Origin of the sequence: Kitasatospora sp. NPDC096128 (assembly GCF_040303105.1) — a bacterium.
Taxonomy (GTDB): Bacteria; Actinomycetota; Actinomycetes; order Streptomycetales; family Streptomycetaceae; genus Kitasatospora.
Map to the genome: position 1 here is coordinate 18,623 of NZ_JBEOSP010000057.1, position 24,347 is coordinate 42,969.

25 protein-coding genes are annotated in these 24,347 nt (G+C 73.8%); 9 read left to right on the plus strand and 16 right to left on the minus strand.

Annotated elements, in window-relative coordinates; translation table 11 throughout:
- Positions 1-291 precede the first annotated feature (291 nt).
- Genes ABTY61_RS37225 through ABTY61_RS37235 form a run of 3 tightly spaced genes read left to right on the plus strand, consistent with a single transcriptional unit; the run spans position 292 to position 3,229 of the window.
- Entirely contained in the window at positions 292-924 is a 633-nt protein-coding gene (locus ABTY61_RS37225; protein ID WP_350509621.1) for a cysteine dioxygenase, read from the plus strand.
- A gap of 41 nt (positions 925-965) precedes the next feature.
- On the plus strand, positions 966-1,925 hold the full coding sequence (gene cofD / locus ABTY61_RS37230; protein ID WP_350509622.1) for a 2-phospho-L-lactate transferase: 960 nt from the start codon (positions 966-968) through the stop codon (positions 1,923-1,925).
- Positions 1,922-3,229: a coenzyme F420-0:L-glutamate ligase gene (locus ABTY61_RS37235; protein WP_350509623.1), complete on the plus strand. Its 1,308-nt coding sequence runs from the start codon at positions 1,922-1,924 to the stop codon at positions 3,227-3,229. The genes cofD and ABTY61_RS37235 overlap by 4 nt, the downstream gene beginning before the upstream one ends.
- Positions 3,230-3,301: 72 nt before the next feature.
- Here the strand turns inward: ABTY61_RS37235 and ABTY61_RS37240 are convergent, their stop codons facing one another.
- Both ABTY61_RS37240 and ABTY61_RS37245 read right to left on the minus strand, forming a co-directional pair.
- On the minus strand, positions 3,302-4,222 hold the full coding sequence (locus tag ABTY61_RS37240) for a DNA-3-methyladenine glycosylase family protein (RefSeq protein WP_502895496.1): 921 nt from the start codon (positions 4,220-4,222) through the stop codon (positions 3,302-3,304).
- A gap of 46 nt (positions 4,223-4,268) precedes the next feature.
- Complete coding sequence (locus tag ABTY61_RS37245) at positions 4,269-5,396, minus strand: peptidoglycan recognition protein family protein (protein WP_350509624.1); 1,128 nt, start codon at positions 5,394-5,396, stop codon at positions 4,269-4,271.
- A 104-nt stretch (positions 5,397-5,500) separates the two neighbouring features.
- Between ABTY61_RS37245 and ABTY61_RS37250 the strand changes: the two genes are divergently transcribed.
- From ABTY61_RS37250 to ABTY61_RS37260, 3 genes are all read left to right on the plus strand, one after another.
- A complete protein-coding gene (locus ABTY61_RS37250) occupies positions 5,501-6,292 on the plus strand; it encodes a TIGR03089 family protein (RefSeq protein ID WP_350509625.1) in 792 nt (263 codons plus the stop codon).
- 35 nt (positions 6,293-6,327) lie between these two features.
- Positions 6,328-7,545 (plus strand): LCP family protein, encoded by a 1,218-nt coding sequence (locus ABTY61_RS37255; RefSeq protein WP_350509626.1) that lies wholly within the window; start codon positions 6,328-6,330, stop codon positions 7,543-7,545.
- A 139-nt stretch (positions 7,546-7,684) separates the two neighbouring features.
- The gene (locus ABTY61_RS37260; protein WP_350509627.1) at positions 7,685-9,202 is read left to right on the plus strand and encodes an LCP family protein; all 1,518 of its coding nucleotides are present in this window, start codon (positions 7,685-7,687) and stop codon (positions 9,200-9,202) included.
- Here ABTY61_RS37260 and ABTY61_RS37265 read toward each other — a convergent pair whose 3' ends face one another.
- The 7 genes from ABTY61_RS37265 to ABTY61_RS37295 form a co-directional block, all read right to left on the minus strand.
- Entirely contained in the window at positions 9,203-9,817 is a 615-nt protein-coding gene (locus ABTY61_RS37265) for an acyltransferase (RefSeq protein ID WP_350509628.1), read from the minus strand. It abuts the gene before it with no gap.
- Positions 9,818-9,844: 27 nt separating this feature from the next.
- Positions 9,845-10,885 (minus strand): glycosyltransferase family 2 protein, encoded by a 1,041-nt coding sequence (locus ABTY61_RS37270; RefSeq protein ID WP_350509629.1) that lies wholly within the window; start codon positions 10,883-10,885, stop codon positions 9,845-9,847.
- Between the two features lie 171 nt (positions 10,886-11,056).
- Positions 11,057-13,042 carry a hypothetical protein gene (locus ABTY61_RS37275; protein ID WP_350509630.1) on the minus strand — a complete coding sequence of 662 codons (1,986 nt, stop codon included), beginning with the start codon at positions 13,040-13,042 and terminating at the stop codon, positions 11,057-11,059.
- Positions 13,043-13,174: 132 nt separating this feature from the next.
- Entirely contained in the window at positions 13,175-15,745 is a 2,571-nt protein-coding gene (locus tag ABTY61_RS37280; protein ID WP_350509631.1) for an ABC transporter permease, read from the minus strand.
- 19 nt (positions 15,746-15,764) lie between these two features.
- Entirely contained in the window at positions 15,765-16,550 is a 786-nt protein-coding gene (locus ABTY61_RS37285) for an ABC transporter ATP-binding protein (protein ID WP_350509632.1), read from the minus strand.
- 256 nt (positions 16,551-16,806) lie between these two features.
- Positions 16,807-17,361 (minus strand): NADPH-dependent FMN reductase, encoded by a 555-nt coding sequence (ssuE, locus tag ABTY61_RS37290; RefSeq protein ID WP_350509633.1) that lies wholly within the window; start codon positions 17,359-17,361, stop codon positions 16,807-16,809.
- A gap of 112 nt (positions 17,362-17,473) precedes the next feature.
- Entirely contained in the window at positions 17,474-17,551 is a 78-nt protein-coding gene (locus ABTY61_RS37295; RefSeq protein WP_350509645.1) for a putative leader peptide, read from the minus strand.
- 179 nt (positions 17,552-17,730) lie between these two features.
- Between ABTY61_RS37295 and ABTY61_RS37300 the strand changes: the two genes are divergently transcribed.
- Positions 17,731-19,011, plus strand: coding sequence for an LCP family protein (locus ABTY61_RS37300; protein WP_350509634.1), 1,281 nt, complete (start codon positions 17,731-17,733; stop codon positions 19,009-19,011).
- Between the two features lie 39 nt (positions 19,012-19,050).
- Here ABTY61_RS37300 and ABTY61_RS37305 read toward each other — a convergent pair whose 3' ends face one another.
- From ABTY61_RS37305 to ABTY61_RS37315, 3 genes are all read right to left on the minus strand, one after another.
- The gene (locus tag ABTY61_RS37305) at positions 19,051-19,872 is read right to left on the minus strand and encodes an arylamine N-acetyltransferase family protein (RefSeq protein WP_350509635.1); all 822 of its coding nucleotides are present in this window, start codon (positions 19,870-19,872) and stop codon (positions 19,051-19,053) included.
- 169 nt (positions 19,873-20,041) lie between these two features.
- The gene (locus ABTY61_RS37310) at positions 20,042-20,542 is read right to left on the minus strand and encodes a peptidylprolyl isomerase (protein ID WP_350509636.1); all 501 of its coding nucleotides are present in this window, start codon (positions 20,540-20,542) and stop codon (positions 20,042-20,044) included.
- A 70-nt stretch (positions 20,543-20,612) separates the two neighbouring features.
- The gene (locus ABTY61_RS37315; RefSeq protein ID WP_350509637.1) at positions 20,613-20,861 is read right to left on the minus strand and encodes a hypothetical protein; all 249 of its coding nucleotides are present in this window, start codon (positions 20,859-20,861) and stop codon (positions 20,613-20,615) included.
- 67 nt (positions 20,862-20,928) lie between these two features.
- Here ABTY61_RS37315 and ABTY61_RS37320 point away from each other — a divergent pair, with 67 nt between their 5' ends.
- Complete coding sequence (locus ABTY61_RS37320) at positions 20,929-21,345, plus strand: MerR family transcriptional regulator (protein ID WP_350509638.1); 417 nt, start codon at positions 20,929-20,931, stop codon at positions 21,343-21,345.
- Positions 21,346-21,388: 43 nt separating this feature from the next.
- On the opposite strand, the gene ABTY61_RS37325 is transcribed toward ABTY61_RS37320, so the two are convergent.
- Positions 21,389-21,838 carry a MarR family winged helix-turn-helix transcriptional regulator gene (locus tag ABTY61_RS37325; protein WP_350509639.1) on the minus strand — a complete coding sequence of 150 codons (450 nt, stop codon included), beginning with the start codon at positions 21,836-21,838 and terminating at the stop codon, positions 21,389-21,391.
- 137 nt (positions 21,839-21,975) lie between these two features.
- Here ABTY61_RS37325 and ABTY61_RS37330 point away from each other — a divergent pair, with 137 nt between their 5' ends.
- Positions 21,976-22,572: an NAD(P)H-dependent oxidoreductase gene (locus ABTY61_RS37330; RefSeq protein WP_350509640.1), complete on the plus strand. Its 597-nt coding sequence runs from the start codon at positions 21,976-21,978 to the stop codon at positions 22,570-22,572.
- A gap of 47 nt (positions 22,573-22,619) precedes the next feature.
- On the opposite strand, the gene ABTY61_RS37335 is transcribed toward ABTY61_RS37330, so the two are convergent.
- From ABTY61_RS37335 to ABTY61_RS37345, 3 genes are all read right to left on the minus strand, one after another.
- Positions 22,620-23,099 (minus strand): GNAT family N-acetyltransferase, encoded by a 480-nt coding sequence (locus tag ABTY61_RS37335; protein ID WP_350509641.1) that lies wholly within the window; start codon positions 23,097-23,099, stop codon positions 22,620-22,622.
- Positions 23,100-23,168: 69 nt separating this feature from the next.
- Complete coding sequence (locus ABTY61_RS37340; protein ID WP_350509642.1) at positions 23,169-24,035, minus strand: oxidoreductase; 867 nt, start codon at positions 24,033-24,035, stop codon at positions 23,169-23,171.
- A gap of 216 nt (positions 24,036-24,251) precedes the next feature.
- The coding region (locus ABTY61_RS37345; RefSeq protein WP_157849844.1) for an acyl-CoA dehydrogenase family protein at positions 24,252-24,347 on the minus strand (96 nt) is incomplete at its 5' end.

The following is a 24,347-nucleotide window of genomic DNA, read 5'->3' on the forward strand; positions in this document are numbered from 1 at the left end:
CGGGCAAGATCCAGACCTAACCCACTCGAATGCCGCATCGTTCCGTTTGACACCGACCCCACGGATGCGGTGTCCTTTCCCCCATGTCAGAGTTCGCCAGCCCCCGGAGCGGTTCCACGCTCCGCCGTGCCGTGAACTCCTGTTGTCGCCTCTGTTCCTGCTGTATCTAGGCGCCCGCGTCCCACCGCGCGCCGCCCAGGAAGCACAGAGGCCGCCCGCGACATCCCGCCCCAGGACATCCCGGATCCGGCTGCTCCCCCAGACCAGCCGACCCATCCGAGGACGACTCCCGTGCGCATGATCCGCATCCGCAAGCGGAACCGCGACCGCAACAAGCCCGCCCGCCGTGGCCGCACCGCCCAGACCTCCCGCCAGGTCGACGCCGTTCGCTGGAACGACGGCCTCAGCGACGTCTCCATCGCCGGCGACCCGCTCGCCTTCCCCCACCTCGCCCGCACCGACCTGCCCGGCCACCCCACCACCGTCGCCGGGTACGCCCGGCTGGTCCGCGAGATCGCCGCCGACCGCTCCCGCTGGGAACCGCTGGTCCGCTACGACGCGCTCACCCGCTGGTACGCCCGGCTGGAGACCGGCCCCGGCTACGAGGTCTGGCTGCTCAGCTGGCTGCCCGGCCAGAGCAGCGGCTTCCACGACCACGGCGAGTCCTCCGGCGTGATGACCGTCGTCCGGGGAGAGCTGATCGAACGCTCCCTCACGCACGCCGGAGAAGGCGCCCGCACCCTGCGCCCCGGCGGACAGCGCGTGTTCTCCTCCGGCTACCTGCACGAGGTGGTCAACGGCGCGCTCGAACCCGCCGTCTCCATCCACCTCTACACCCCCGGCCTGACCGAGATGAACCAGTACGGCGCCGCCACCGCCGTCCCGGAGCAGCACGCCCACGCAGCCGAGTCCGAGACCCACTGACCGCAGCCTGACGGGCAGTCCGACCGTGGCAGGATGACCCCATGCGCATCGTGGCACTGGCAGGCGGAATCGGCGGGGCGCGCTTCCTGCGCGGACTCCTCGCGGCGGTCGGACCGCAGGACGAGATCACCGTCATCGGCAACACCGGCGACGACATCCACCTCTACGGGCTCAAGGTCTGCCCCGACCTCGACACGGTGATGTACACCCTCGGCGGCGGCATCAACGAGGAACAGGGCTGGGGCCGGACCGACGAGACCTGGTCGATCAAGGCCGAGATGAAGGAGTACGGCGTCGGCCCCGAGTGGTTCGGGCTCGGCGACCGGGACTTCGCCACCCACCTCGTCCGCAGCCAGATGCTCACCGCCGGGTACAGCCTCAGCCAGGTCACCGAGGCGCTGTGCGTGCGCTGGAACCCCGGCGTGCGGCTGCTGCCGATGAGCGACGACCGGGTCGAGACCCACGTGCGGATCACCGACGAGCAGGGCACCCGGGCCGTCCACTTCCAGGAGTACTGGGTCCGGCTGCACGCCGCCGTCGACGCCGAGGCGATCATCCCGGTCGGCGCGGACACCGCCAAGCCCGCGCCCGGCGTGCTGGAGGCGCTCGCCGAGGCCGACGTCATCCTCTTCCCGCCGTCCAACCCGGTCGTCTCGATCGGCACCATCCTGGCCGTCCCCGGCATCCGGGAGGCCGTCGCCGCCGCGCCGGCGCCGGTGGTCGGACTCTCCCCGATCATCGGCGGGGCGCCGGTGCGGGGCATGGCCGACAAGGTGCTCGCCGCCGTCGGCGTCGAGGCCACCGCGGCGGCGGTCGCGCTGAACTACGGCTCTTCCCTGATCGACGGCTGGTTGGTGGACAGTGCGGACCAGGACGCCGTGGCCGCCGTCGAGGCCGCCGGGATCGCCTGCCGGGCCGTCCCGCTGCTGATGACCGACGTCGAGGCCACCGCCGGGATGGCCCGGGCGGCGCTGGCGCTGGCGGAGCAGGTCCGCACGTGACGGCCGAGCGCCTCCCGGTCGAGATCCTTCCGGTCGAGGGCATCCCCGAGGTCGGGGCCGGGGCCGACCTGGCCGGGCTGATCGCCAAGGCCGGGACGTACCGGGACGGCGACATCCTGCTGGTCACCTCGAAGATCGTCAGCAAGGCCGAGGGCCGACTGCTGCACGCCGCCGACCGCGACGCCGCGATCGACGCCGAGACCGTCCGGGTGGTCGCCCGGCGCGGACCGGCCCGGATCGTCGAGAACCGCAACGGCTTCGTCATGGCCGCCGCCGGGGTCGACGCCTCCAACACCGCCCCCGGCACCGTGCTGCTGCTGCCCGAGGACCCGGACGCCTCGGCCCGCGCCCTGCGCGCCCGGCTCCAGCAGCTCACCGGCCGCCGGCTCGCCGTCGTCGTCACCGACACCTTCGGCCGGCCCTGGCGCAACGGGCTCACCGACGTCGCGATCGGCGCCGCCGGGCTGTCCGTCCTGGAGGACCACCGGGGGCGCACCGACAGCCACGGCAATGAGCTGGTGCTCACCGTCACCGCGACCGCCGACGAACTCGCCGCCGCCGCCGACCTGGTCAAGGGCAAGGCCAGCGGCATCCCGGTCGCCGTCGTGCGGGGACTCGGCCGGCTCGTCACCGCCGAGGACGGCGCCGGCACCCGGCCACTGGTGCGGCCCGCCGCGGACGACATGTTCCGGCTCGGCACCTCGGAGGCGCTGCGCCAGGCCGTCACCCTGCGGCGCACCGTCCGCTCCTTCACCGCCGAGCCGGTCGACCCGGCCGCGGTGCGGCGCGCGGTGGCCGCCGCCGTCACCGCGCCGGCCCCGCACCACACCACGCCGTGGCGGTTCGTGCTGCTGGAGTCCGCCGAGACGCGGGTGCGGCTGCTGGACGCGATGCTCGGCGCGTGGCAGCGGGACCTGCGGGAGCTGGACAGCTGGGACGAGGCCAAGATCGCCCGGCGCACCGCCCGTGGAAACGTGCTGCGGGACGCGCCGTACCTGGTGGTGCCGTGCCTGGTGATGGACGGCTCGCACGACTACCCGGACGCGCGGCGGGCTGCGGCCGAACGGGAGATGTTCACGGTGGCCGTGGGGGCCGCCGTGCAGAACCTGCTGGTGGCGTTGACCGGGGAGGGGTACGGCACGGCGTGGGTCTCCTCGACCATGTTCTGCCGCGACACCGTGCGGCAGGTCCTGGACCTGCCGGAAGGATGGGACCCGATGGGCGCCGTCGCCGTCGGCCGGCCCGCCGAACCGCCCCGGCCCCGCCCGGACCGCAGCGCGGACGCCTTCATCGAGGTGCGATAGGGATCTCAGCGGCCCCGGTAGACCTCCCGGCGGTTGCCCACCTTCACGACGAGGATCACCAGCACGCCCCGCTCAGCGGGTTCGGTGGTCGTCGGGGGTGAGTCTGGGGCCGTAGCGGGGGGCGTGGGGGGTGGTGGCCGTCAGGAGGCGGCAGAGGCGGTGGCGGTGGGGGCGGTAGGGCTCCAGGAGGGCGAGCATCTGGGCGTCGTCGCTGCGGGGGCGGCCGGCCAGGGCCCAGCCGACCAGGTTGGGGAGGTGGAAGTCGCCGACCGAGACGGCGTCCGGGTCGCCGTTGCTGCGCTGGAGGGTTTCGGCGGCGGTCCAGGGGCCGATGCCCGGGACGGCCGTCAGGCGGGCGAAGGACTCCTCGTGGGCCATGGCGGAGGCCTCTTCCAGGCGGGGGGCCAGCCGGACCGCGCGCTGGACGGTGGCCGAGCGTTTGGGGTCGACGCCCGCCCGGTGCCACTCCCAGCTCGGGATCATCGCCCACTCGCGGGCCGACGGCGCCACCCGCATGCCCTCGGCGGGGCCGGGGGCGGGCGTGCCGAAGTCGCGTAGCAGGGTGCGCCAGGCGCGGTAGGCCTCGTCGGTGGTGACCTTCTGTTCCAGGATCGCGGGGACGAGGGACTCCAGGACCAGGCCGGTCCGGGTGAGCCGCACCCCGATGGTGCGGCGCTGGGCGTCCCGGAGCGGGCCGGGGGGAAGGACCAGCGCCTCCGGGTGGTCCTCCGCGCCGAGCAGGGCGGGCAGCCGGTCGAGCAGCCACTGGGCGCCCGGGCCCCAGGCGGTGGCCTCGACCTCGGCGGCGGCGGGGTGCGGCAGCACCCGCAGGGTGCCGACGCCGGCCGGGGTGCGGGAGGCGCGCCAGACGGCGCCGTCGCCGGTGGTGCGGTAGGAGGGGTCGGCGGGGCCCCGGCGCAGCGGGAGCAGGGTCCGGACCGGGTCGAGCGGGAAGCCCGGCCGCCAACGCCGTACCGCCTCGCCGCCGGTCACTGCTGTCGCCTCCTGGGGTGCCTGGGGCCATGAAGGATACGCGGCCCTAGGAGGTCTGGAGTCTGGCCGCGGCCGCGCGCAGGTCGGGGAGCCGGGCGTGGAGGGCGCTGCCGGGGCATTCGGTGCGGAAGGCGTCGCGGTGGCCGGAGACGGCGTCGAAGTCGACGACCGTGCCCTTGGGGTAGCGGCTGGCGTCGGAGGCGGAGGTGAGCCTGGTGCGGCCGTCGGCGGGCCGGTCGGCGAGGCCGAGCTTCCAGGCGGCGATCGCGGCGAGGCCGTCGAGGAGGGGCTGGGGCGGGGCGGCGTCGACGTAGGTGCCGATCGCGGCGACGCCGGTGGAGTCGGTGTTGAAGCCGAGGGTGTGGGCGCCGTGGACGGGCCGGCCGACGCCGCCGGCCCGGCCCTCGTAGACCGTGCCGCAGCGGTCGACCAGGAAGTTGTAGCCGATGTCCCGCCAGCCGCTGGTCCTGACGTGGTACTGGTAGATCGACCGGATCACCCGGGGGGCGTCCGCGCAGGCGTACTCGGTGGCGGTCGCGGTGTGGTGGACGAAGACCTCGCGGACCGGGCCGGTGTACTCGGAGCCCGGGTCGCGCAGGGACTCGTCGGCGCCCCAGCCGGCCCGGGTGACGATCGCCGGGCGCGGCGCCCGGTGGTCGCCCTCGGCGGGTGCGGCGGGCATCGTGCGGGTGGCGGCGGTGGCGGGTGCGGCGGAGCCGGGGTCGACGAGTTCGACGCGCAGTCCGGGCGGGGGTCCGGCCGGGCCGGGCCGGACCTCGACGGCGACGCCGTCGCTGCGGCCGGTCCACAGCGGGGCGCTGGCGCCGTGCGGGGCGTGGTCGGGGCCGTCGTCGGTGTCGGCCTCCAGGGTGTGCCAGTCGCTCCAGCGGCCGGTGGCCGCGTCCCGGGTGCGGACCCGGGCGGTTCCGCCGGCGAGGGCGTCCGGGGAGCCGTCCCAGCTGAGGCCGAGGAGGTCGAAGGGTGGGGTGGTGCGCGGCGCGAGGCCGTGTCCGTCGGGCAGCCGGAGCGAGACGGTGCGGCCGCCGCCGGTGGCAAGGGGCACGGCGGTGGCGGCGGGTGCGGGCTGGAGCAGCAGGGCGGCGGTGCAGCCGGCGAGCAGTGGGAGGCTCACAGCCCTGGTGGAGAGGCGCGCAGCCTGGTTTGTAAGGCGCATGAAGGGGATCGTCGCCGCAAATCGGGCGGGCTGCCACGCCGCCCCGCGCCCGTTCGGCCGCCCCTCCCGGCCTGCCACTCGAAGGCCGTAGGCTGGGGCGCACCATGACTGCGCCATTCGCTGCCGATGCCCGCACCCCCGTCGAGCTGCTGCACGCCTACCTGCGCGGCGGCACCCCTTCGGTCGATCCCGCGGCCCCGCTGGTCACTTTCTACGACGACGCCACCGGCGAACGGGTGGAACTGTCCGCCCGGACCTTCGACAACTGGGTCGCCAAGACCGCCAACCTCCTCCAGGACGAGCTGAACGCCGGCCCGGACGACCGTGCCGCGCTGCTGCTGCCCGCCCACTGGCAGAGCGCCGTCTGGCTGCTGGCCTGCTGGTCGGTCGGCGTGACGGCGGTGCCGGCCGGCGACCCGGCCGCCGCCGACCTGGTGGTGAGCGGCCCGGACGGCCTGGAGGCTGCCCAGGCCTGCGAGGGCGAGCGGGTGGCGCTCGCCCTGCGTCCGCTCGGCGGCCGCTTCCCGCACCGTCCGGACGGTTTCCTCGACTACGCCGCCGAGGTGCCCGGGCAGGGCGACCGCTTCGCGCCGTACTCCCCCGTCGCCCCGGACGGGCCGGCCCTGGAGACCTCGGTGGACGGGCTGCCGCTGAAGCTGACCGGCGAGCAGACCGTCGCGCTGGCCCGGGAGGGCGCCGCGCGGCTCGGCCTCAAGCCCGGGGACCGGGTGCTGTCCACCCTCTCCTTCGACGACTGGACGGGCCTGGAGGCCGGCCTGTTGGCCCCGCTGGCGGCCGGTGCCTCGGTGGTGCTGTGCCGCAACTCCGACGGCCTGGACGACGGGCAGTGGGAGAAGCGGACCGAATCCGAACGGGTGACTGTGCGCCTCGGCTGACCCCGGGACGGCCCCGGCGGGTAGGGATCCCCGCCATGGCCGAGGACGACACCGAGCACCCCCCGACCGACCGGACTCCCCCGGAGAACGCTCCCCCGGGCAGACCGGGACGCCCGCGCAGGCGCCGGCGGTGGCTGATGATCACCGCCGGCGTCGTCGCGTTCCTGCTGGTCGCCACCGGCGTGCTGCTCTGGATCGCGTATCGCAAGCTGGACGGCAACATCAGGACGGACTCGGCCACCGACCGGCTGCTGGCCAAGCTGGAGGCCGAGCGCCCGAGCCGTTCGGCGGGGGCCGACGGCGCCGAGAACATCCTGCTGATCGGCAGTGACGACCGCTCCGGCGCGAACTCGTCGTACGGCGGCGAGGCCGGCACCCAGCGCTCGGACACCACGATCCTGCTGCACCTGGCCGCCGACCGGAAGCACGCGACGGCGGTCTCCATCCCGCGCGACGTCATGGTCACCGTGCCCTCCTGCGAGAAGCCGGACGGCAGCCGGAGCAAGCCGGGGACGATGCAGTTCAACTGGGCGTTCGAGCTGGGCGGTCCGGCCTGCTCGATCCGCACCGTCGAGCAGCTGAGCGGCATCCGGATCGACCACTACGTGATCCTCGACTTCAGCGGCTTCAAGACGATGGTGGACGCGATCGGCGGGGTCGAGGTGTGCGTGCCGCAGGCGATCCACGACAAGGACGCCAAGCTGGACCTGCCGGCCGGCCGCCAGGTGCTGCACGGCGAGCAGGCGCTCGGCTACGTCCGCGCCCGGGAGAGCCTGGGCGACGGCAGCGACACCCAGCGGATGGGCCGTCAGCAGCAGTTCCTGGCCTCACTGATCCGCAAGGTGCAGTCGCAGGGGGTGCTGCTGAACCCGGCCAAGCTGTGGCCGGTGCTGGACGCGGCCACCTCATCGGTGAAGGCGGACGGCGGACTGTCCTCGCTCGGCGCGCTGTACGACCTCACCCAGGACCTGCGCGGCATCCCCTCCCGGGACGTGGTGTTCCTGACCGCGCCGCGCCGCCCGTACCGCTACGACTCGGACCGGGACGAGTTCGTCCAGCCGCAGACCACCCAGCTGTTCGACGCGCTGCGGGCCGACCGGCCGCCGGCCGTCCGGCCGCCGGCCGTCCGGCCGCCGGGCGCGGGGGCGAGCCCGGGGGCCGGCTCCGACGGGGTGACGGCGTCGCCCTCGGCCGGCGCCTCGCCCACCTTCGAGGGACGCACGGCCGATGTGGACGCCTGCGCGCAGCATTGACGGCTTTGCCTTTTCATTGCTGAAACATGACTGGGATCACACTCGGAACAATTCCCCCGTTCGGCTCGTCTAGTGTGTCCGGATCGACCCGTCGTCCGACGGGTCGGCCTCCGTGACCGGCCGGACGTAGGGGAATCCCGTGCAGCAGGACGAAACGAACACCGGTCGGTTCAGCGGGGGGAGCCGGCGGGAGGCCAAGCGTCTGGCGGCGGCCGCCAAGCGGCAGCGCCGCCGCCGGGCGGTCAAGTGGACGGCGGGGACGGGCGCCCTGGTGATGGTCGCGGGCTGCGGCGGGGCGTACTACCTGTACCAGCACTTCAACAGCAACCTGACCTCCGTCAAGGTCCAGCTGGGCAACGAGGAGGAGCGGCCCAAGGCCGCCGGGGACGCCCTGAACATCCTGGTGATCGGCACGGACAGCCGGCAGGGCCTCGGGCGCGAGTACGGCGACGCGGGCAGCACCGGGCACGCCGACACCACCCTGCTGTTCCACGTCGCCAAGGACCGCTCCAACGCGACCGTGGTCAGCATCCCGCGCGACCTGATGGTGCCGATACCGGAGTGCCGGAGCGACAAGGGCGGGAAGATCCCGGGCTCGGCGCGGGACATGTTCAACAACAGCCTCGGCCAGGACGGGCGCGACGCGGGCTGCACCTGGAAGACCGTGGAGAAGGTGACCGGCATCCGGGTCGACCACTTCGTGCAGGTCGACTTCGAGGCGGTGAAGACGCTCTCCACCGCCGTCGGCGGGGTCGAGGTCTGCGCCGCCAAGGACATCGACGACAAGGACTCGCACCTGAAGATGCCCAAGGGCCGCCACGTCGTCCAGGGCGAGGAGGCGCTGGCCTTCGTCCGCACCCGGCACGCGGTCGGCTTCGGCGGCGATCTCACCCGGATACCGCTCCAGCAGCAGTTCATCAGCTCGATGATCCGCAAGATCAAGAGCGACGGGACCCTGACCAGCCCGAGCAAGCTCTACCGGCTCGCGGACGCCGCCACCAAGGCGCTCACCGTGGACTCCGGCATCGGCAGCGTCGACAAGCTGAAGGACCTGGCGCAGGACATCAGCAAGGTGGACACCAAGAACATCACCTTCACCACCGTGCCGGTGCTGGACGACCCCAAGGACAAGGACCGGCTGATCCTGAACCAGCCGGACGCCGGGCAGGTGTTCTCGATGATCGCGGGCGACCGCTCGCTGACCGGGCCGGCCACCCCGCCGGCGACCCCCTCGGCGGCTCCCTCGGCGGCTCCGGAGGCGTCGGCGGCACCGAGCGCCACCACCCCGGCGGTGGACGTCAAGGACGTCCAGGTGACGGTGCGCAACGGCAGCGGGACCCGCGGACAGTCCGGGCCGACGGTGGAGAAGCTCAAGGGCAGGGGCTTCGCCAAGGCAGCGGTCGGATCCGACGCACCGCCCGCCGGGACGACCACGGTGTCCCACCCGGCCGGCCGGCAGGCCGAGGCGGCCGCGCTGGCCGCCGCCCTCGGGCTGCCCGCCGACGCCGTGAAGCCCGACCCGAAGGCGGGCCCGAAGGACCCGCTGCTGCTGGTGCTCGGCAAGGACGCCCTCGCGGCCCCGGCGCAGCAGGCCACCGAGGCTCCGAAGGACCTCCAGCGGGTGCAGGCGGACGACGTCGACGTGTGCGCCAAGTAGCTACGTCCGGTTGAGGGTTCCGTCCGTCTCGCGGTAGTGCTCGCCGGTCCGGGGGCAGCTCCACAGGCCCGGGCCCGCCGGGTCGAGCGGCTCGCCGGCCCGGCCGACCCAACCGATCCGGCGGGCCGGCACTCCGGCGACCAGGGCGAAGTCCGGGACGTCCCGGTGCACCACGGCGCCGGCCGCGACCAGCGCCCAACGGCCGACCGTGACCCCGGCGACCAGCACCGCGCGGCCGCCGATCGAGCAGCCCCGACGGAGCGTCACCGGTTCGGCGTGCCAGTCGAGTCGGCCCTTGAGCCGGCCGTCGGGGGTGACCGCGCGCGGGTGGCGGTCATTGGTCAGCACGGCGGCCGGGCCGATGAACACCCCGTCCTCGACCACCGCCGGCTCGTACACCAGCGCGTGGTTCTGGACCTTGACCCGGTCCCCGATCCGCACGCCCGGCCCGATGTACGCGCCGCGGCCGATCACGCAGTCCGCGCCGACCACCGCGTCCTCGCGGACCTGGGCGAGGTGCCAGACCCTCGTCCCGGCGCCGATCGCGGCCCGTTCGTCGACGTCCGCGCCCGGCTCGATCCGGGCCGCGCCGGCACCGTCCTCAACTGTCCCCATGCGGACCGACGGTAGCCGGTCCGGGCGTCAACCGGTCCGGGAGAGCACGTCCTTCGAGGACGGGCCGACGCTCCCTATCACCCGGCGGGCCAGCGAGCGGGGCGAGGTGATGAAGCCGAATCCCCAGCTGAGGTGCATGGTCGCGAGCGCCACCGGGAGCAGCGCCCGGGCCCGGAAGGACAGGCCGCGGCCCTCGACCGCCGCGCCGCCGAGGATGCCCAGCAGGTAGACGCCGGGCACCGCGAGGAAGGCCGGGTGGACGGCGGCGCCCAGCACCAGGCCGAGGACCACCGCGAGCAGCGCGCTCGGCGGGGCCAGATAGCGCAGGTTGACCGAGCCGCGGTGGTAGCGGGTGACCACCCGGCGCCAGCGGCCGTAGTCCTTGTACTGCTTGGCCAGCGCCCGGACGGACGGCCGCGGCCGGTACGTCACCTTCAGCTGCGGGGTGAACCAGACCAGCCCGCCGCCCTGGCGGATCCGGTAGTTGAGCTCCCAGTCCTGGGCGCGGATGAACTCCTCGTTGTAGCCGCCGAGCCGCTCCAGCACCTCGCGCCGGAACACCCCGAGGTACACGGTGTCCGCCGGACCGGCCAGGCCGCCGGTGTGGAAGGCCGCGTTGCCGACGCCGATCTTGGAGGTCATCGCGGCCGCGACCGCGTTCTCCCACTCGGTCTCGCCCTCGGCGTGCATGATGCCGCCGACGTTGGCGGCGTCCATCTCGCCGAGCAGCCGGACCGCGGTGGCGATGTAGCCGGGCGTGAGCAGCCCGTGGCCGTCCACCCGTACGACTATCGGGTACCGCGAGGCCCGGATCGCGGCGTTCAGTCCCGCGGGGGTGCGGCCGGTGGGGTTCGCCACCGTGCGCACCCGCGGATCCTCGGCGACCAGCTCGGCCGCGATCTCGGCGGTGCGGTCGGTGGAGGGGCCGAGGGCGAGCACCACTTCCATCGGTCCGGGGTAGTCCTGGTCCAGGATGCGCCGGACCGCCGTGCGCAGGTGTCGTTCCTCGTTGAGCACCGGCATGATCACGGAAACAGCCGGCAGCTCCTCAGCAGCCTTGGTGTTCATCGGGGCCAACCGTACCGGTGTCGACGCATATCCGTCTTGTCCCGGTCCGGCGGCTCCCGGCTCCCCGGAGGGCGGCACCGGCGCCGTGATCACGCTCACCGTACCGCCCCGTTCCCCCGGGCCCGAATCGGCGGGGGAACGGTGCAGGTTCGGCATGGATTCACGGCGGATTCAGAGCACGTGGTGAACGACGGTGAACAGCACGAAGCCGGCCAGCGACAGGGTGTTCACCAGGTGCTGGGGGCTGCCCAGCCGGTCCGGCAGCGCCCGGTCCGGGCGCAGGTCGGGGCGGTGGGCGGCGGTGGCGACCGCGCGGGCCAGCTCCGCCGGGTCGTACCGCTCGTCGAGGTGGCGGGCCAGCCGGAACAGCGCCCGACCGCCGATGGCCAGGTCGTCCCCGCCGCGCAGCCGGATGGTCAGCCGGTGGCGGTGCACGGCGGCCGCGCTGATCTGCTGCCACCGGTAGCTGCGGGTGCGCAGCGCGGTGGCCACCCGCAGGCCGTCCCGGTCGGCGACCAGCTGCCAGGACAGCACGTGGGCGCCGGCGAGGATCGCCGACGAGCCGAGCCAGAGCGGGCGCACCAGCCCCTCCCACCAGTCGTCCCCGCTCAGGTACACCACGGCGGCGGCGAGCAGCAGCGCCATCGCCGGGGCGGGCAGCACCCGCAGGGCCGACGGGATCTCCCAGCGGCGGGCGGCCAGCCGCCGGGCCTCCGGTCCGGGGGCCGGGGCGGCGGCCACCGTCTCGGCGGTGAGCGCGGCGACGGCGAGCTCGTCCTGGCGGAGGCGGGTGGCCTTGCGGTGCGGCCGCGGGGCCTTGGCGGCGGGCACGGCCACGGCGGCCCCCCACTGCGGGTCGCCGTCCAGCAGGGCGGGGCGCACCAGGAGCTGCCGGTCGGGCCCGTCCGGGCCCCGGTAGAGCACCGCGGGGACGGGTTCGCCGGGCCCGGCCGGCCGCTCGGCGGCCCGGGCGGGGGTGGCGCGGTAGTAGAGCTCCCCGTGCTCCTCCTCCCTCCCGTCGTACAGCTGGGCCGGGCCGGGGCAGTCCTCCTCGTCCTCGTCCTCCGTCTCGTCGGGCACCCAGCCCGGACCCTCGTCGTCCGGGCCGTGCGGGGACCACCGGTAGCGGTCGCGCTCGACCACCCGCCAGAGCGCGGGCCCGTCCGGCGGGCCGTCCAGCGGCAGCACCAGCAGGTCGCCGCGGACGTCGGCGCGGACCCGGACGGCCAGTGCGGGCGCCGAGCCCTCGAAGGCGGGCCGGGTGCGGCGGGCCTCGGCGGCGGCGGCCGAGGCGAGCAGCAGGACGCCGAACAGGGCGAGCAGGCCGCCGAGGGTCAGCTGGTCGGAGAGGTCGTACCCGTCGCCGACGGCGCGCACGGAGTCGCCGTCGACCTGCAGCGGGACGGGCTCGCCGGGCTGCGGCTGCCGGGCCCACCGGACGTCCAGGGCGGCGGTGCGCTCCGGGCCGCCGCCGGGCGGCTGGAAGCGGACGGTCAGCACCCCGTCCTGGTCGGTGGCGCCCGCCGTGGCGGTGACCCGGGCGGCCTGCTCGAAGGCGGCGTCCTGCCGGGCCTGGGCCCAGAGGCCGTACAGCGGGAGCACCAGGGCGACCAGCAGCAGCCCGCCGCCGAGGACGCGGCGCCCCACCGGCGGGTTGCTCCGGACGGGCGAGGGCGCGCCGGCGGCCGTCCACGGGAAGGGGACGGGCGGGGCCATCAGCTCGTCCAGCTGCCGGCGGGCGTTGCGGCGGCCGGTCTCGGCCCGGAGCAGGACGGCGGTGAGCAGCAGGTGCAGCAGGACGGCCGACCAGCGGGCGGTCGGGGTGACCAGGCCGTCCGGGACGTACCAGAGCAGGGCCAGGGCGACCGGCGGGACCAGCAGCCGGGGGCGGATCCGCGCCGCCAGCAGGACGGCCTCGGCCAGTACGGTCCAGATCGCCAGGGTCTCGCCCCAGGGATCCCGGCAGATGCCCTGGTCGTTGCACCGGCCGGCGTTCTCCGGCTCCACGGCGGCGGCCAGGATCAGGAAGGCGAGCGGGGCGAGGGCGAGCCAGCGGCTGTCCAGCCGCCAAGCCGTGCGGGCGGCGCGCCAGTTGGCGGCCGCCGCGGCGGTGAGGGGCGCGGCGCTGGGCAACGGCGGAGCGTCCGAGGGGAACATCGCACGATCATCTCAGCGGCTTCGCGCACGGCGGGGGCCGGGTGCTCGTGCGCACCCGGCCCCCGCCTCCCCCGTTCCCCCCCGGTTCCCCCGTTCCCCCCGTGGGTCGACCCGACGTCCCCCGTCGCCGGGTCAGTCCGTCGCGATGGCCGCGAGGACGTTCATCCGTCCGGCCCGGAAGGCCGGGACGAGGGCGGCGACCAGACCGATCACCACCGAGGAGACCAGCGTCACCACGATCGTGGTGGTCGGGACGGAGAGCATCCCGAGGCCCTGGTCCCGCAGCACCCGCTGGGCGGTGACGCCCCAGGCCAGGCCCAGCCCGGTGCCGAGCACCGCGCCGAACAGGGCGATCACCACGGACTCCAGCCGGATCATCCGGCGCAGCTGGCGGCGGGAGATCCCGATCGCCCGCAGCAGGCCGATCTCGCGGGTGCGCTCCACCACCGACAGGGCCAGGGTGTTGACCACGCCGAGCACCGCGACGGTGATCGACAGGCCGACCAGGCCGTAGATCAGGTAGAGCAGGGTGTTGATCTGGGACTGCATCAGCTCCTTGTAGCCCGCCTGGTCCTTGACCATCAGCTGCGGGTACTGCTGGAGCGCACTCTCCAGGGCGGTGAGCGTCTTGGCGACGTCGGTGCCGGAGGAGGCCTTGGCGAAGAAGGTCCAGACCGGCGGCTGCTCGGCGGCCGGAACGACCTTGGTCATGGTGTCCAGGCCGACGAAGGAGCCGTCGCCCAGCAGCCCGCCCTTCTGGAAGACCACCCCCACCGGCAGGGTCTGGGTGCGGCCCTTGCCGTAGTCGACGGTCACCTGGTCGCCGACCTTGAGACCGTGGTCCTTGGCGAAGTTCTCGCCGATCCCGAGCGAGCCGCCGGTGACCGAGTCCACCGCGCCGGAGGTGACCGTGGGGTGGAAGTCGGTGCCGAAGAAGTCGGCCGGCACCGCCGTCAGGTCCGTCTTGGCGCTCTGCCCGCCGGGCAGCTGGACCTTGGCCCGCAGGAAGTTCTCCTGGATGGTGACGTGGTCGATGCCCGGGGTGCGGCGCACCGCGTCCATCATCTCGGCGGTGACCGGGGTCCGGCCGCCCGAGATGATGTAGTCCACGCCCACCGACTTGTCGATCTGCGCGCTGGCCGAGCTGACCGCCGAGGAGCTGAACACCGAGGAGCCGATCACCAGCGCCAGCCCGATCATCAGGGCGGCGGCGGTGGCGCCGGTCCGGCGCGGGTTGCGCATCGCGTTGCGCTGGGCGAGCTTGCCGGAGGGCCCGAACAGGGCCGGGAGCAGGGCGCCGAGCACCTTGATGACGACGGTGGCCAGCAGCGGGCCGAGCACCACGAAGCCGATCAGGGTGAGCAGCAGGCCCAGGCCCAGGAGCTGCCCGCCGGTGCCCGCCTGGTCCGCCGTGCCGGCGAGCACCAGCAGGCCGGCGCCGGCGCCGGTGAGCAGCACGCCGAGGATCGTCCGGACGAGGTTGGAGCGGGCCTCGGCCGGGGTGCCGTGGTCGCGCAGGGCGGCCATCGGGGCGATCCGGCTGGCCCGGCGGGCCGGGATCCAGGCCGCGACGACGGTGATCAGGATGCCGACCGCGTACCCGGCGGCGAAGACGTCGGGCCCGATCACCAGGTCGCTCGCGTTGAGGTCCATGCCGATCGCGTTCATCAGCTTGATCAGGCCGACGGCGACGCCCAGGCCGACCGCCACGCCGAGGGTCGAGCCGAGCACGCCCAGGATCAGCGCCTCGACCAGCACCGAGCCGTTGACCTGCGCCCGGCTGCCGCCGATGGCCCGCAGCAGGCCGATCTCGCGGGTGCGCTGGGCGACCAGCATCGAGAAGGTGTTGATGATCAGGAAGCCGCCGACGATCAGCGAGATCCCGGCGAACCCGAGCATCGCGTACTTCATGAAGTCGAGGCCGCTGCCGATCGACTTGGTGTTCTCGTCCTTCTGCTCGGCCGCGGTCTTGACCTGGTAGCCGCCGCCGACCTTGGCGAGGGCGTCGGCCTTGAGCTGGTCGTTGCCGCGGCTGCCGTCGCCGAAGGCCTCGACGGAGGTGTAGGCCTGCGTGCCGAGCAGCACCTGCTGGGCGGTCGCGGTGTCCAGGAAGGCCAGCGCCGCACCGGGGTTGGTGGTGGTGAAGGTGGCGATGCCGACGATCGTGTACGGGTGCCGGCCGCCCGCGTTGTCGACCCGGATCCGGTCGCCGACGCCGAGCTTGGCCTTCTTGGCGGTGTCCGCGTCCAGCACCAGTTCGCCGGAGTTCTGCGGGACGTGCCCGGAGGTGATCCGCACCGCGTTGCGCGGGGTGTCGGTCCAGTTGCCGACCAGGGTCGGCGCGCCGCTGGTCGGGCCGACCAGCTTGTTGGTGGCCGGGTCGACCAGGATCGCGTTGCCGACCATGACCTGGCCGACGGCGGTCTTCACGCCGGGCAGCGCGGCGACCTGCTGGGCGAGCGCGGCCGGCACGGTGGCGGGCTTGTCGCCGGCCTGCGGCTCCTCGTCCTCGGCCGGCTTGGGCGGCTGGACCGAGACGTCGGAGGCGGTCGCGGCGAACAGTTTGGAGAAGGTGCTGGTGGCGGTGTTGGAGAACACCAGGGTGCCGGAGACGAAGGCGACCGACAGCACGACGGCGATGAGCGAGAGCGCCATCCGGCCCTTGTGGGCGAAGAAGCTCCGCAGTGAGGTCTTGAGCAGCATGGTTTCGTCGTCCCGCCGCTCAGCTGGTGCGCTTGCCGTCGAAACGGCGCATGCGTTCGAGGACGGAGTCGGCGGTCGGCGCGTGCATCTCGTCGACGATCACGCCGTCGGCCAGGAAGAGCACGCGGTCCGCGTAGCCGGCGGCGACCGGGTCGTGGGTGACCATGACCATGGTCTGGCCCAGCTCGTCCACCGAGCGGCGCAGGAAGGTCAGCACCTCGGCGCCGGCCCGGGAGTCCAGGTTCCCGGTGGGCTCGTCGCCGAAGATGATCTCGGGGCGGGCGGCCAGCGCCCGGGCCACCGCGACGCGCTGCTGCTGGCCGCCGGAGAGCTGGGTCGGGCGGTGCTTGAGCCGGCCGGCCAGGCCGACGGTCTCCACCACCTGGTCCAGCCAGGCCTGGTCGGGCCTGCGTCCGGCGATGTCCATCGGCAGCGTGATGTTCTCCAGCGCGTTCAGGGTCGGGAGCAGGTTGAACGCCTGGAAGATGAAGCCGATCTTGTCCCGGCGCAGCCTGGTCAGCTGCTTGTCCTTGAGGCCGGTGATCTCGGTGTCGCCGATCCGGATCTGTCCGCTGGTGACCGTGTCCAGCCCGGCCAGGCAGTGCATCAGGGTGGACTTGCCGGAGCCGGAGGGGCCCATGATCGCGGTGAAGCGGCCGCGCTGGATGTCCACGTCGACCGCGTCGAGCGCGGTGACCCTGGTCTCGCCGGAACCGTAGGCCTTGGTCACCTGGCGGGCCGAGGCGGCGACGGCGGACGGTCCGCCGGGAAGCTGGGGGTCGTACACGGCTGCTGCCGTCGTCACTGGAGTCTCCTAAGAAGTGGCTCACCCGTCGACCCCCACCCTCCCGGCACGGCCGGGTCACGGACCCGACCGTGCCGGGCCGCGCTCTGTGGGGCGGGGATGTAGGAACCACGTTAGGAGCCGGTGCCGCCGGGCTCGTCCTCCGTCGGAATGAAGCGCTGCAACCAAGGTTCTACGGGTGCGGCACCCCCTCCCCCCTAGGGGGCGCCGCGGGTCTTCTCGGGGACGCCCCGTACGGGGGCGGGCGGCCGGCGGCTCAGCCGGTCAGCACCGGTGCGGCCAGCCGTTCGAGGGCGTCGGCGAACCCCTCCACCACGGGGACGAGCTGGGCGTCGGTCTCGCACTCGACGAGGGTCCGGCCGTCCTCCCCGACGGTGATGTGGCGGTCGAGCACGAACCAGCCCTGGGTGATGTGGCCGGCGCCCATCGAGCTGAGCACCGGGCGCAGCGCGTAGTCCACGGCGAGGACGTGCGCGGGCGAGCCGCCGGTGGCCAGCGGCAGGACGGCCTTGCCGGCCAGCGCGTACTGCGGGAGCACGTCGAGCAGGGCCTTGAGCAGGCCGGAGTAGGCGGCCTTGTAGACCGGGGTGCCGATGACGATGCCGTCGGCGCGGGCGAACAGCTCGGTGGCGGCGACGATCCCGGGGTGGTCGAAGTCGCCGGACAGCAGGGCCTGCGCGGGCAGGCTGCGGGCCTCGAAGGGGATGACCTGGTGGCCGCGGTCGACCAGGCGCGCGTCGATGTGGCGCAGCAGCCGGGTGGTGCGGGAGGTGGCGGACGGGGAGCCGGAAACGGACAGGACGGTGGCCATGGGTTCACCTCTGGCTGGAAGCGGGGGCGACGCTCCGCAGCGGCCCTGCTCGGCTGCTGCGACGGGGGTCGACGGAGTGTCGACGGGAATCGACGGTCTCGGCGGGCGCGCTTCAGCGGCGACAGAGCGAACCGGACACACGCTGCAGGTCGACGTGGCGCCGACGCGTGAGTGCCCAACTCTGATCCATGCCCGAAATGCAAACACGGTGCGTTCGGACCGGTCAAGAATCGTTTCAGCAACTGGTACGGAGGTGACCGGCGCGTTTCACGCCGGAACGATCCGGTACGTGCATCAAAACTGCTACAAGAGGCCCGGCAGGCCCCCCGGGGGGAGTCAGCCCGACCGGGGTCGGGCATCCTCGACGGCATGAACACGTGGCAGGAGGGCCGCCCGGGCGGCGGCGGGAACCCGTACGGAGGCAACGGCGGCGGTGCGGCGTCCGAGCCGCCGCTGCCGTCCTCCCTCAACCCGCGCGGGGCCGGCGCACCGGGCCCCCGGCAGCCGGAGCCGTCCCGCCTCGGCGGCGTCCCGCCGCAGGCTTCCCCCGGCGGTCCCGGGCGACCGGGCCCCGGTGGTCCCGGCGGGACGGGCGGACCGGGCCGGCCCGGCGGCCCGGGCGGACCCGGCGGTGCCCGGCCGACCGGGGCGCAGGCCCGGCGCTGGCCGCGGCGGCGGATCGTGAAGTGGACGGTCTTCGGCCTGCTGATCGCCGTCATGGTGACCGCCGTCTCCACCTGGTTCTGGGCGGACTCCAAGCTCAACCACGAGAACGTGCTGGCCGACTACCCGGGCCGCCCGGCCGCCGGCAAGGGCACCAACTGGCTGATCGTCGGCTCCGACAGCCGCGAGGGCCTCAGCGAGTCCCAGATGGACACCATGCACACCGGCCACGACGTCGAGGGCAAGCGCAGCGACTCGATGATGATCCTGCACATCGGGGACAACGGGAACACCCTGATGAGCATCCCGCGCGACTCCTGGGTGCCGATCCCCGAGTTCAAGACCGGCGCCGGAAAGACCGTCAAGGCCACCACCTCGAAGATCAACTCGGCCTTCGCCAACGGCAACGGCCGGCTCCTGGTGCAGACCGTCGAGCTGAACACCGGCATCCGCATCGACCACTACGCCGAGATCGGCTTCGCCGGGTTCGCCGGCATCGTCGACTCCGTCGGCGGCGTCCAGATGCACATCGACCAGGACATCAAGGACCGGGACTCCGGCCTCGACCTCAAGGCCGGCGACCAGACCCTCAACGGCGTCCAGGCCCTGGCCTTCGTCCGCCAGCGCCACCAGATGGCCGACCAGGACCTCGGCCGGATGCGCAACCAGCAGAAGTTCCTCGGCGCCCTCGCCCACCAGGCCGCCTCCCCGGGCACCGTGCTCAACCCGTTCACCTTCTACCCGCTGGTCGACTCGGCGCTCGGCACCCTGATCGTCGACGACGACTGCGGGCTGACCGACCTGGGCTCGCTCTTCCTCGCCATGAAGGACGTCAACGGCGGCGGCGGCAAGACCATGACCGTCCCGATCGGCAACGCCGACTACCACACCAAGACCGGCGAGTCGGCGGTGCAGTGGGACGCCACCAAGTCCAAGCAGGTCTTCGAGGCCTTCAAGAACGACTCCGCGGTGCCGGAGTTCAAGTAAGCCGTCGAGGCCGGTCCGTCGGACCGGCCCCTACGCCCGTCAGGCGGAGGCGGACCCCGGCAGCCGGTCGAGCGCGATGCCGAAGTGCTCGCGGTACGCGGACAGCGCGGCGGCGTCGGTGAGTTGCTCCTCGGTGCGGGTGCCGTCGGGGGCGGTGCGGACCAGGCGGGTGCCGCCGCTGAGGGTGGTGCGGCCGCCGTCCGCGGTGAGCACCGAGCAGGTGGCGCCCCGGGCGAAGTGGGACTCCGGCGAGGTGGCGTGCCACCAGCAGGTCGGCACGAAGTCGGCCAGCGGGTGCGGGCGTCGGCCGATCCGGTACTGCGGCACCCCGTCCAGCAGGACGTCCAGGTCGCCGTGCCCGCCGTGCGGCCGGAGCAGCACCGTGCCGTGCGGGTCGGACTGCTCGTCGCGCCCGTCCAGGCGCACCGGGAGCCGGGTGAACCGGCCGAACCCCACGTCGACCAGCCAGGGTTCGTCCAGGTCGACCCGCAGCGCCAGGTGGTCGAAGGGCGGGCCCGGCCGCTCCCCGCCGAGGCCCCGGGCGGCCAGCAGGCTCACCCGGTACCCCAGCGAGCTCAGCAACTCGGCGAAGGCGCCGTTGAGTTCGTAGCAGAAGCCGCCGCGCCGCCGGTCCACGACCTTCGCCACCAGCGCCGCCGGGTCCAGCACGATCGGCTCGCCGAGGTGGACACTCAGGTTCTCGAACGGGACGGCCCGCAGATGGGCCTCCTGTAGCCGGGCCAGGCCCGCAGCCGACGGCGCCCCGGGATCCGGCACCCCGATCCGCTCCAGGTAGGCCGCCCGCACGGCCGGGGTCAGCCCCTCGTACGCCTTTTCATCGTCCGCCTTTTCATCATCCACCCGCCCATGCTCCACCCGGCGGGCAGGCGTCCGGCATCGGTCCTTCGGCCTAGGACTCCGGCCCTGGGGCACACCCCGGGAGACACCACCGCCCCGGAGCGGGAGATCGGCGGATCCGACTCCCCGCTCCGGGGCGGTGGCGTGCGTCAGGGGCCCAGGAGGGCAGCGGTCAGACGGTCTCGACCACGCCGGACTTGGCGATCTTGATGGCGGCCGAGGTGCGGCCGCTCTGCGAGCCGAGGCCCTCGATCTTCTTCACGATGTCCATGCCCTCGACGACCTCGCCGAAGACGACGTGCTTGCCGTCCAGCCAGTCGGTGACGATGGTGGTGATGAAGAACTGCGAGCCGTTGGTGTTCTTGCCGGCGTTGGCCATCGACAGCAGGCCCGGGCGGGTGTGCTTGATCTGGAAGTTCTCGTCCGCGAACTTCTCGCCGTAGATGCTCTTGCCACCGGTGCCGTTGTGGTTGGTGAAGTCACCGCCCTGCAGCATGAAGGCGGGGATCACGCGGTGGAAGCCGGAGCCCTCGTAGCCGAAGCCGTTCTGGCCGGTGGCCAGCTCACGGAAGTTGCGCGCGGTCTTCGGCACGACGTCGTCGTACAGCTTGAAGACGATGCGGCCGGCCGGCTCGTCGTTGATGGTGATGTCGAAGAAAACGTTGGAACCCATGCAGGGATCATGGCACGAGCGGCCGGACGTCGCGCGCCACCCCCGTAGGGCGCGAGGTCACGGCGGCGTGTTAGGCGTGTTGCCCGGCGAGCGTCGGGCAGTCGGTGTATCCCTCGGGACCGTCGGCGTACACCGGCCCGTCGCGGACGGGATTGAGCGCGGCCCCGGCGCGCAGGCGCTCGACCAGGTCGGGATTGGCGAGGAAGCCGCGCCCGAAGGAGATCAGGTCGGCGCCGGCGCGCTGCCGGTAGTAGGTGGCCACGAGCGGGCCGAGTCGGGTGGACTGGAAGAGGCTGCCGGGTTCCGCGTTCGTCGTCATGCCGGAACGGTAGAAGCTAACATCAGTGTCAGGTTCAAGCCTTCGGTCGGAACGGCGGGGTGACGGCATGCGGATCGGTGAACTGGCCCGGCGCACGGGCGTGAGCGAGCGCTCGCTGCGGTACTACGAGCAGCAGGGCCTGCTGCTCGCCCGGCGCACCCAGGGCGGCCACCGGGAGTACCCGGAGATGGCGGTGGACCGGGTGGTGCACATCCAGGAGCTGTTCGCCGCCGGGCTGAACAGCCGCACGATCTACAAGATCCTCCCCTGCATGCGGGACTCCGACGGCGGCCCGAGCGAGACCGCCACCCCGCTGCTGGTCGAGGAGCTCACCTCGGAGCGGGAGCGGATCGACCGGATGATCTCCGATCTGCTGCGCTCGCGCGAGGTGCTGGACGAGGTGATCGCCGGCGCCACCGGGCAGCCGGCCACCGGGCAGCCGGCCACCGAGCGGTCGGCCACCGAGCGACCGGCCGCCGCGTAGCGGCTCGGCCCCCGGCAGGGCCACTCCGCCTGGGTGGCCGTACTCAGGCCTTGAGCTTGCGCCAGACCGTCTCCAGGGCGGCGATGTCCGCCGCGTCCAGCCGGTCGGTGAACACCGGGGCCAGGGCGGCCCGCCGGGTGGCGTCCGCCTCCGCGAACAGGGCGCGGCCCTGCTCGGTCAGCTCGATCCGCACCGAGCGCGCGTCCGAGGCCGAGGGCGTACGGGCCACCAGCCCGCGCCCGGCCAGGGCGTCCACCACCCGGGAGACCTGGCTGCGGCTGAGCATGGTCTTGGCGCCGAGGTCGGAGGCGGCCACCGGCTCCTGCTGGCCGGCCAGCCAGAGCATCACCTCGAACCAGGACAGCGGCAGCCCGTGCACCCGGGCGAGCTCCCGGTCCACCCGGGCGGCCAGGGTGGTGCCGGCCCAGACCAGGCCGTAGAAGGCGTGGTCCTGCTCCGACAGGGGGCCCAGGGAGAGATCGGCGCGGTCCATGCCGTTCATCGTACCGAGGGTGCGTGCGTGTGCACACAGTGCCGGGCACGGCACTGCGGACCGCGCGGCCCGCAGGCCGCACCCGGGAGCGGCGGGCCAGTAGCATCGGCCTCCAACCAGCCTGAGGGGGACGGAACATGAACCGGATCGGGGTCTACCTGGCACATCCGCGGCCGGGCAGCTTCAACCACGCCCTGTACGAGGCCGTGGTGGACGAGCTGCGCGGGCGCGGCTGCGAGGTCCGGGCGCACGACCTGTACGCCGACGGCTTCGGCCCGCTGCTCACCGCCGAGGAGACCGGCACGGTCGCCGACGCCGGGACCACCACCGACCCCCAACTCGCCGCACACCGCGCCGAGGTGGCCACCCTGGACGCCCTGGTGCTGATCCACCCCAACTGGTGGGGCATGCCGCCCGCCGTCCTGACCGGCTGGGTGCAGCGGGTGCTGGTCCCCGGCGTCGCGTACAAGCTCGGCACCGCCGACGGCGAGCCGGCCGGGCTGCTGCGCGCCGGGCGGGCCCTGGTGCTGAACACCTCGGACACCCCCGGGATCCGGGAGCGCGAGGAGTTCGGCGACCCGCTGGAGCGGATCTGGGCGGCCTGCGTGCTGCCGTACGTCGGCGTCACCGACGTCCGGCGGACGGTCTTCCGCACCGTCACCGACTCCAACGCCACCGAACGCACCGGCTGGCTGCGGCAGGCCCGGGAGCAGGCGGCCGCGCTGCTCGACTGAGCCGCCGGACGAACGGACGAGCGGACGAACGGACGAACAGACGCCCCCTAAGGCGCGTCCGAGAGCTCGACCTCCGCCACCTCCTGGCCGCCGCTCAGCTCGCCGGTCGGGCGGAAGCCCAGCCGGGCGTAGAACCCGGCCGGGCCGTCCGGGCCAGGGTGGTAGGTGACCGTCGCCCGGGCGCCGCCGCGGCGGCGGATCTCCGCGCAGACCTGCTCGACCGCGAACCGGCCGTAGCCGCCGCCCTGCTGCCCGGCGTCGACCAGCAGACGCCACAGGCCGGAGCGGGGGCGGTCGCCGGGCCGCTCGGGGTCGAAGCGGATGTCGAAGAAGGCCATCACGAAGCCGACCGGCCGCCCGCCGTCCAGGATCAGCCGTGGCCAGGCCGTGTCCCCGTGGACGTACGCCTCGGCCAGCGACTTCGCCACCGGTGCGACCAGGCCCTCCTGGTCGGGGCGGACCCGCAGGGCGAGAGCGGCGTCGATGTTGTCGGGGGTGAGCCGGGCGAGGGTGATCTTGTCGGACACGGCGGGCAGCCTAGAGAGCCGGACTGCCCGCCGTCGCGCGCTTTTCCCCCGTGCGCGGCCGGGGCGGGATCAGGCCCCGGCCGGGAAGTCGGTGCCGCGGCCGACCGCCGCCCAGGCCTCGGCCTCCCGGCGGGCGCCGTCCAGGTTGCCGAGCACCGCGTCCACGGCGTCGGTGCCGAGCGCCAGCCGCAGCGGGGTCCGCTCGGCGGCCAGCGCGGCCAGGATCGCCTCGGCGGCCTTCACCGGGTCGCCCGGCTGCTTGCCGTCGGAGTCCGGCAGACCGGTGCGGACCGGGCCGACGAGCGGCTCGTAGGCCTCGATCGGGGCGGACTGGGCGAGCGCGCCGCCACCCGCGAAGCCGGTCCGGAACGACCCGGGCTCGACGATCAGCACCTTGATCCCGAAGCCGGCCACCTCCTGGGCCAGTGCCTCGGACAGCCCCTCCAGGGCGAACTTGGTGGCCGAGTAGGCGCCGACGCCGGGGAAGGAGAAGCGGCCGCCCATGCTGCTCATCTGCACCACGGCGCCGCTGCCCTGGGCGCGCATGTGCGGCAGCACGGCCCGGGTGAGCGCGGCCGGGCCGAAGAAGTGCAGCTCCATGAGCTCGCGCAGCTCGCCGTCGGTGGTCTCCTCGACGGCACCGATCACGCCGCGCCCGGCATTGTTGACCAGGACGTCGATCCGGCCGTGCTGCCGCACGGTCTCGGCGACCACGGCGGGGATCCCCTCCTGGTCGGTGACGTCCAGCCGCACCGGCACCAGCCGACCGGGGTGGGCGGCCGCCAGGTCCGCCAGCGTCTCGGGGCGGCGGGCGGCCGCGACGACGGTGTCGCCGGCCGCCAGCGCGGCCTCGGCGATGGCCTGGCCGAAGCCGGAGTTGGCGCCGGTGATCAGCCAGACCTTGCCGTCGGCGCGCTGCTCGGGGGTGCTGCTCATGATCCGTGGTCTCCCGCAATGATCGTGCTCGGCAAACGAGTTGACGATCATTTATGACATTCGACAGCCCGTTCGTCCAGGAGAGTTGGACACCGGACGAACAGCTGGCCGAAGGGGCGGAGGGGTGGCCGGACGGGTGCCCGGACGGGTGGCCGGACGGCGAACGGCCCCCGACCGCGCGGAGGCGGTCAGGGGCCGTTGCGAAGGGCCGGTCGACTACGGCAGGTTGCGGGCCATCACGATCCGCTGGACCTGGTTGGTGCCCTCGTAGATCTGGGTGATCTTCGCGTCCCGCATCATCCGCTCCACCGG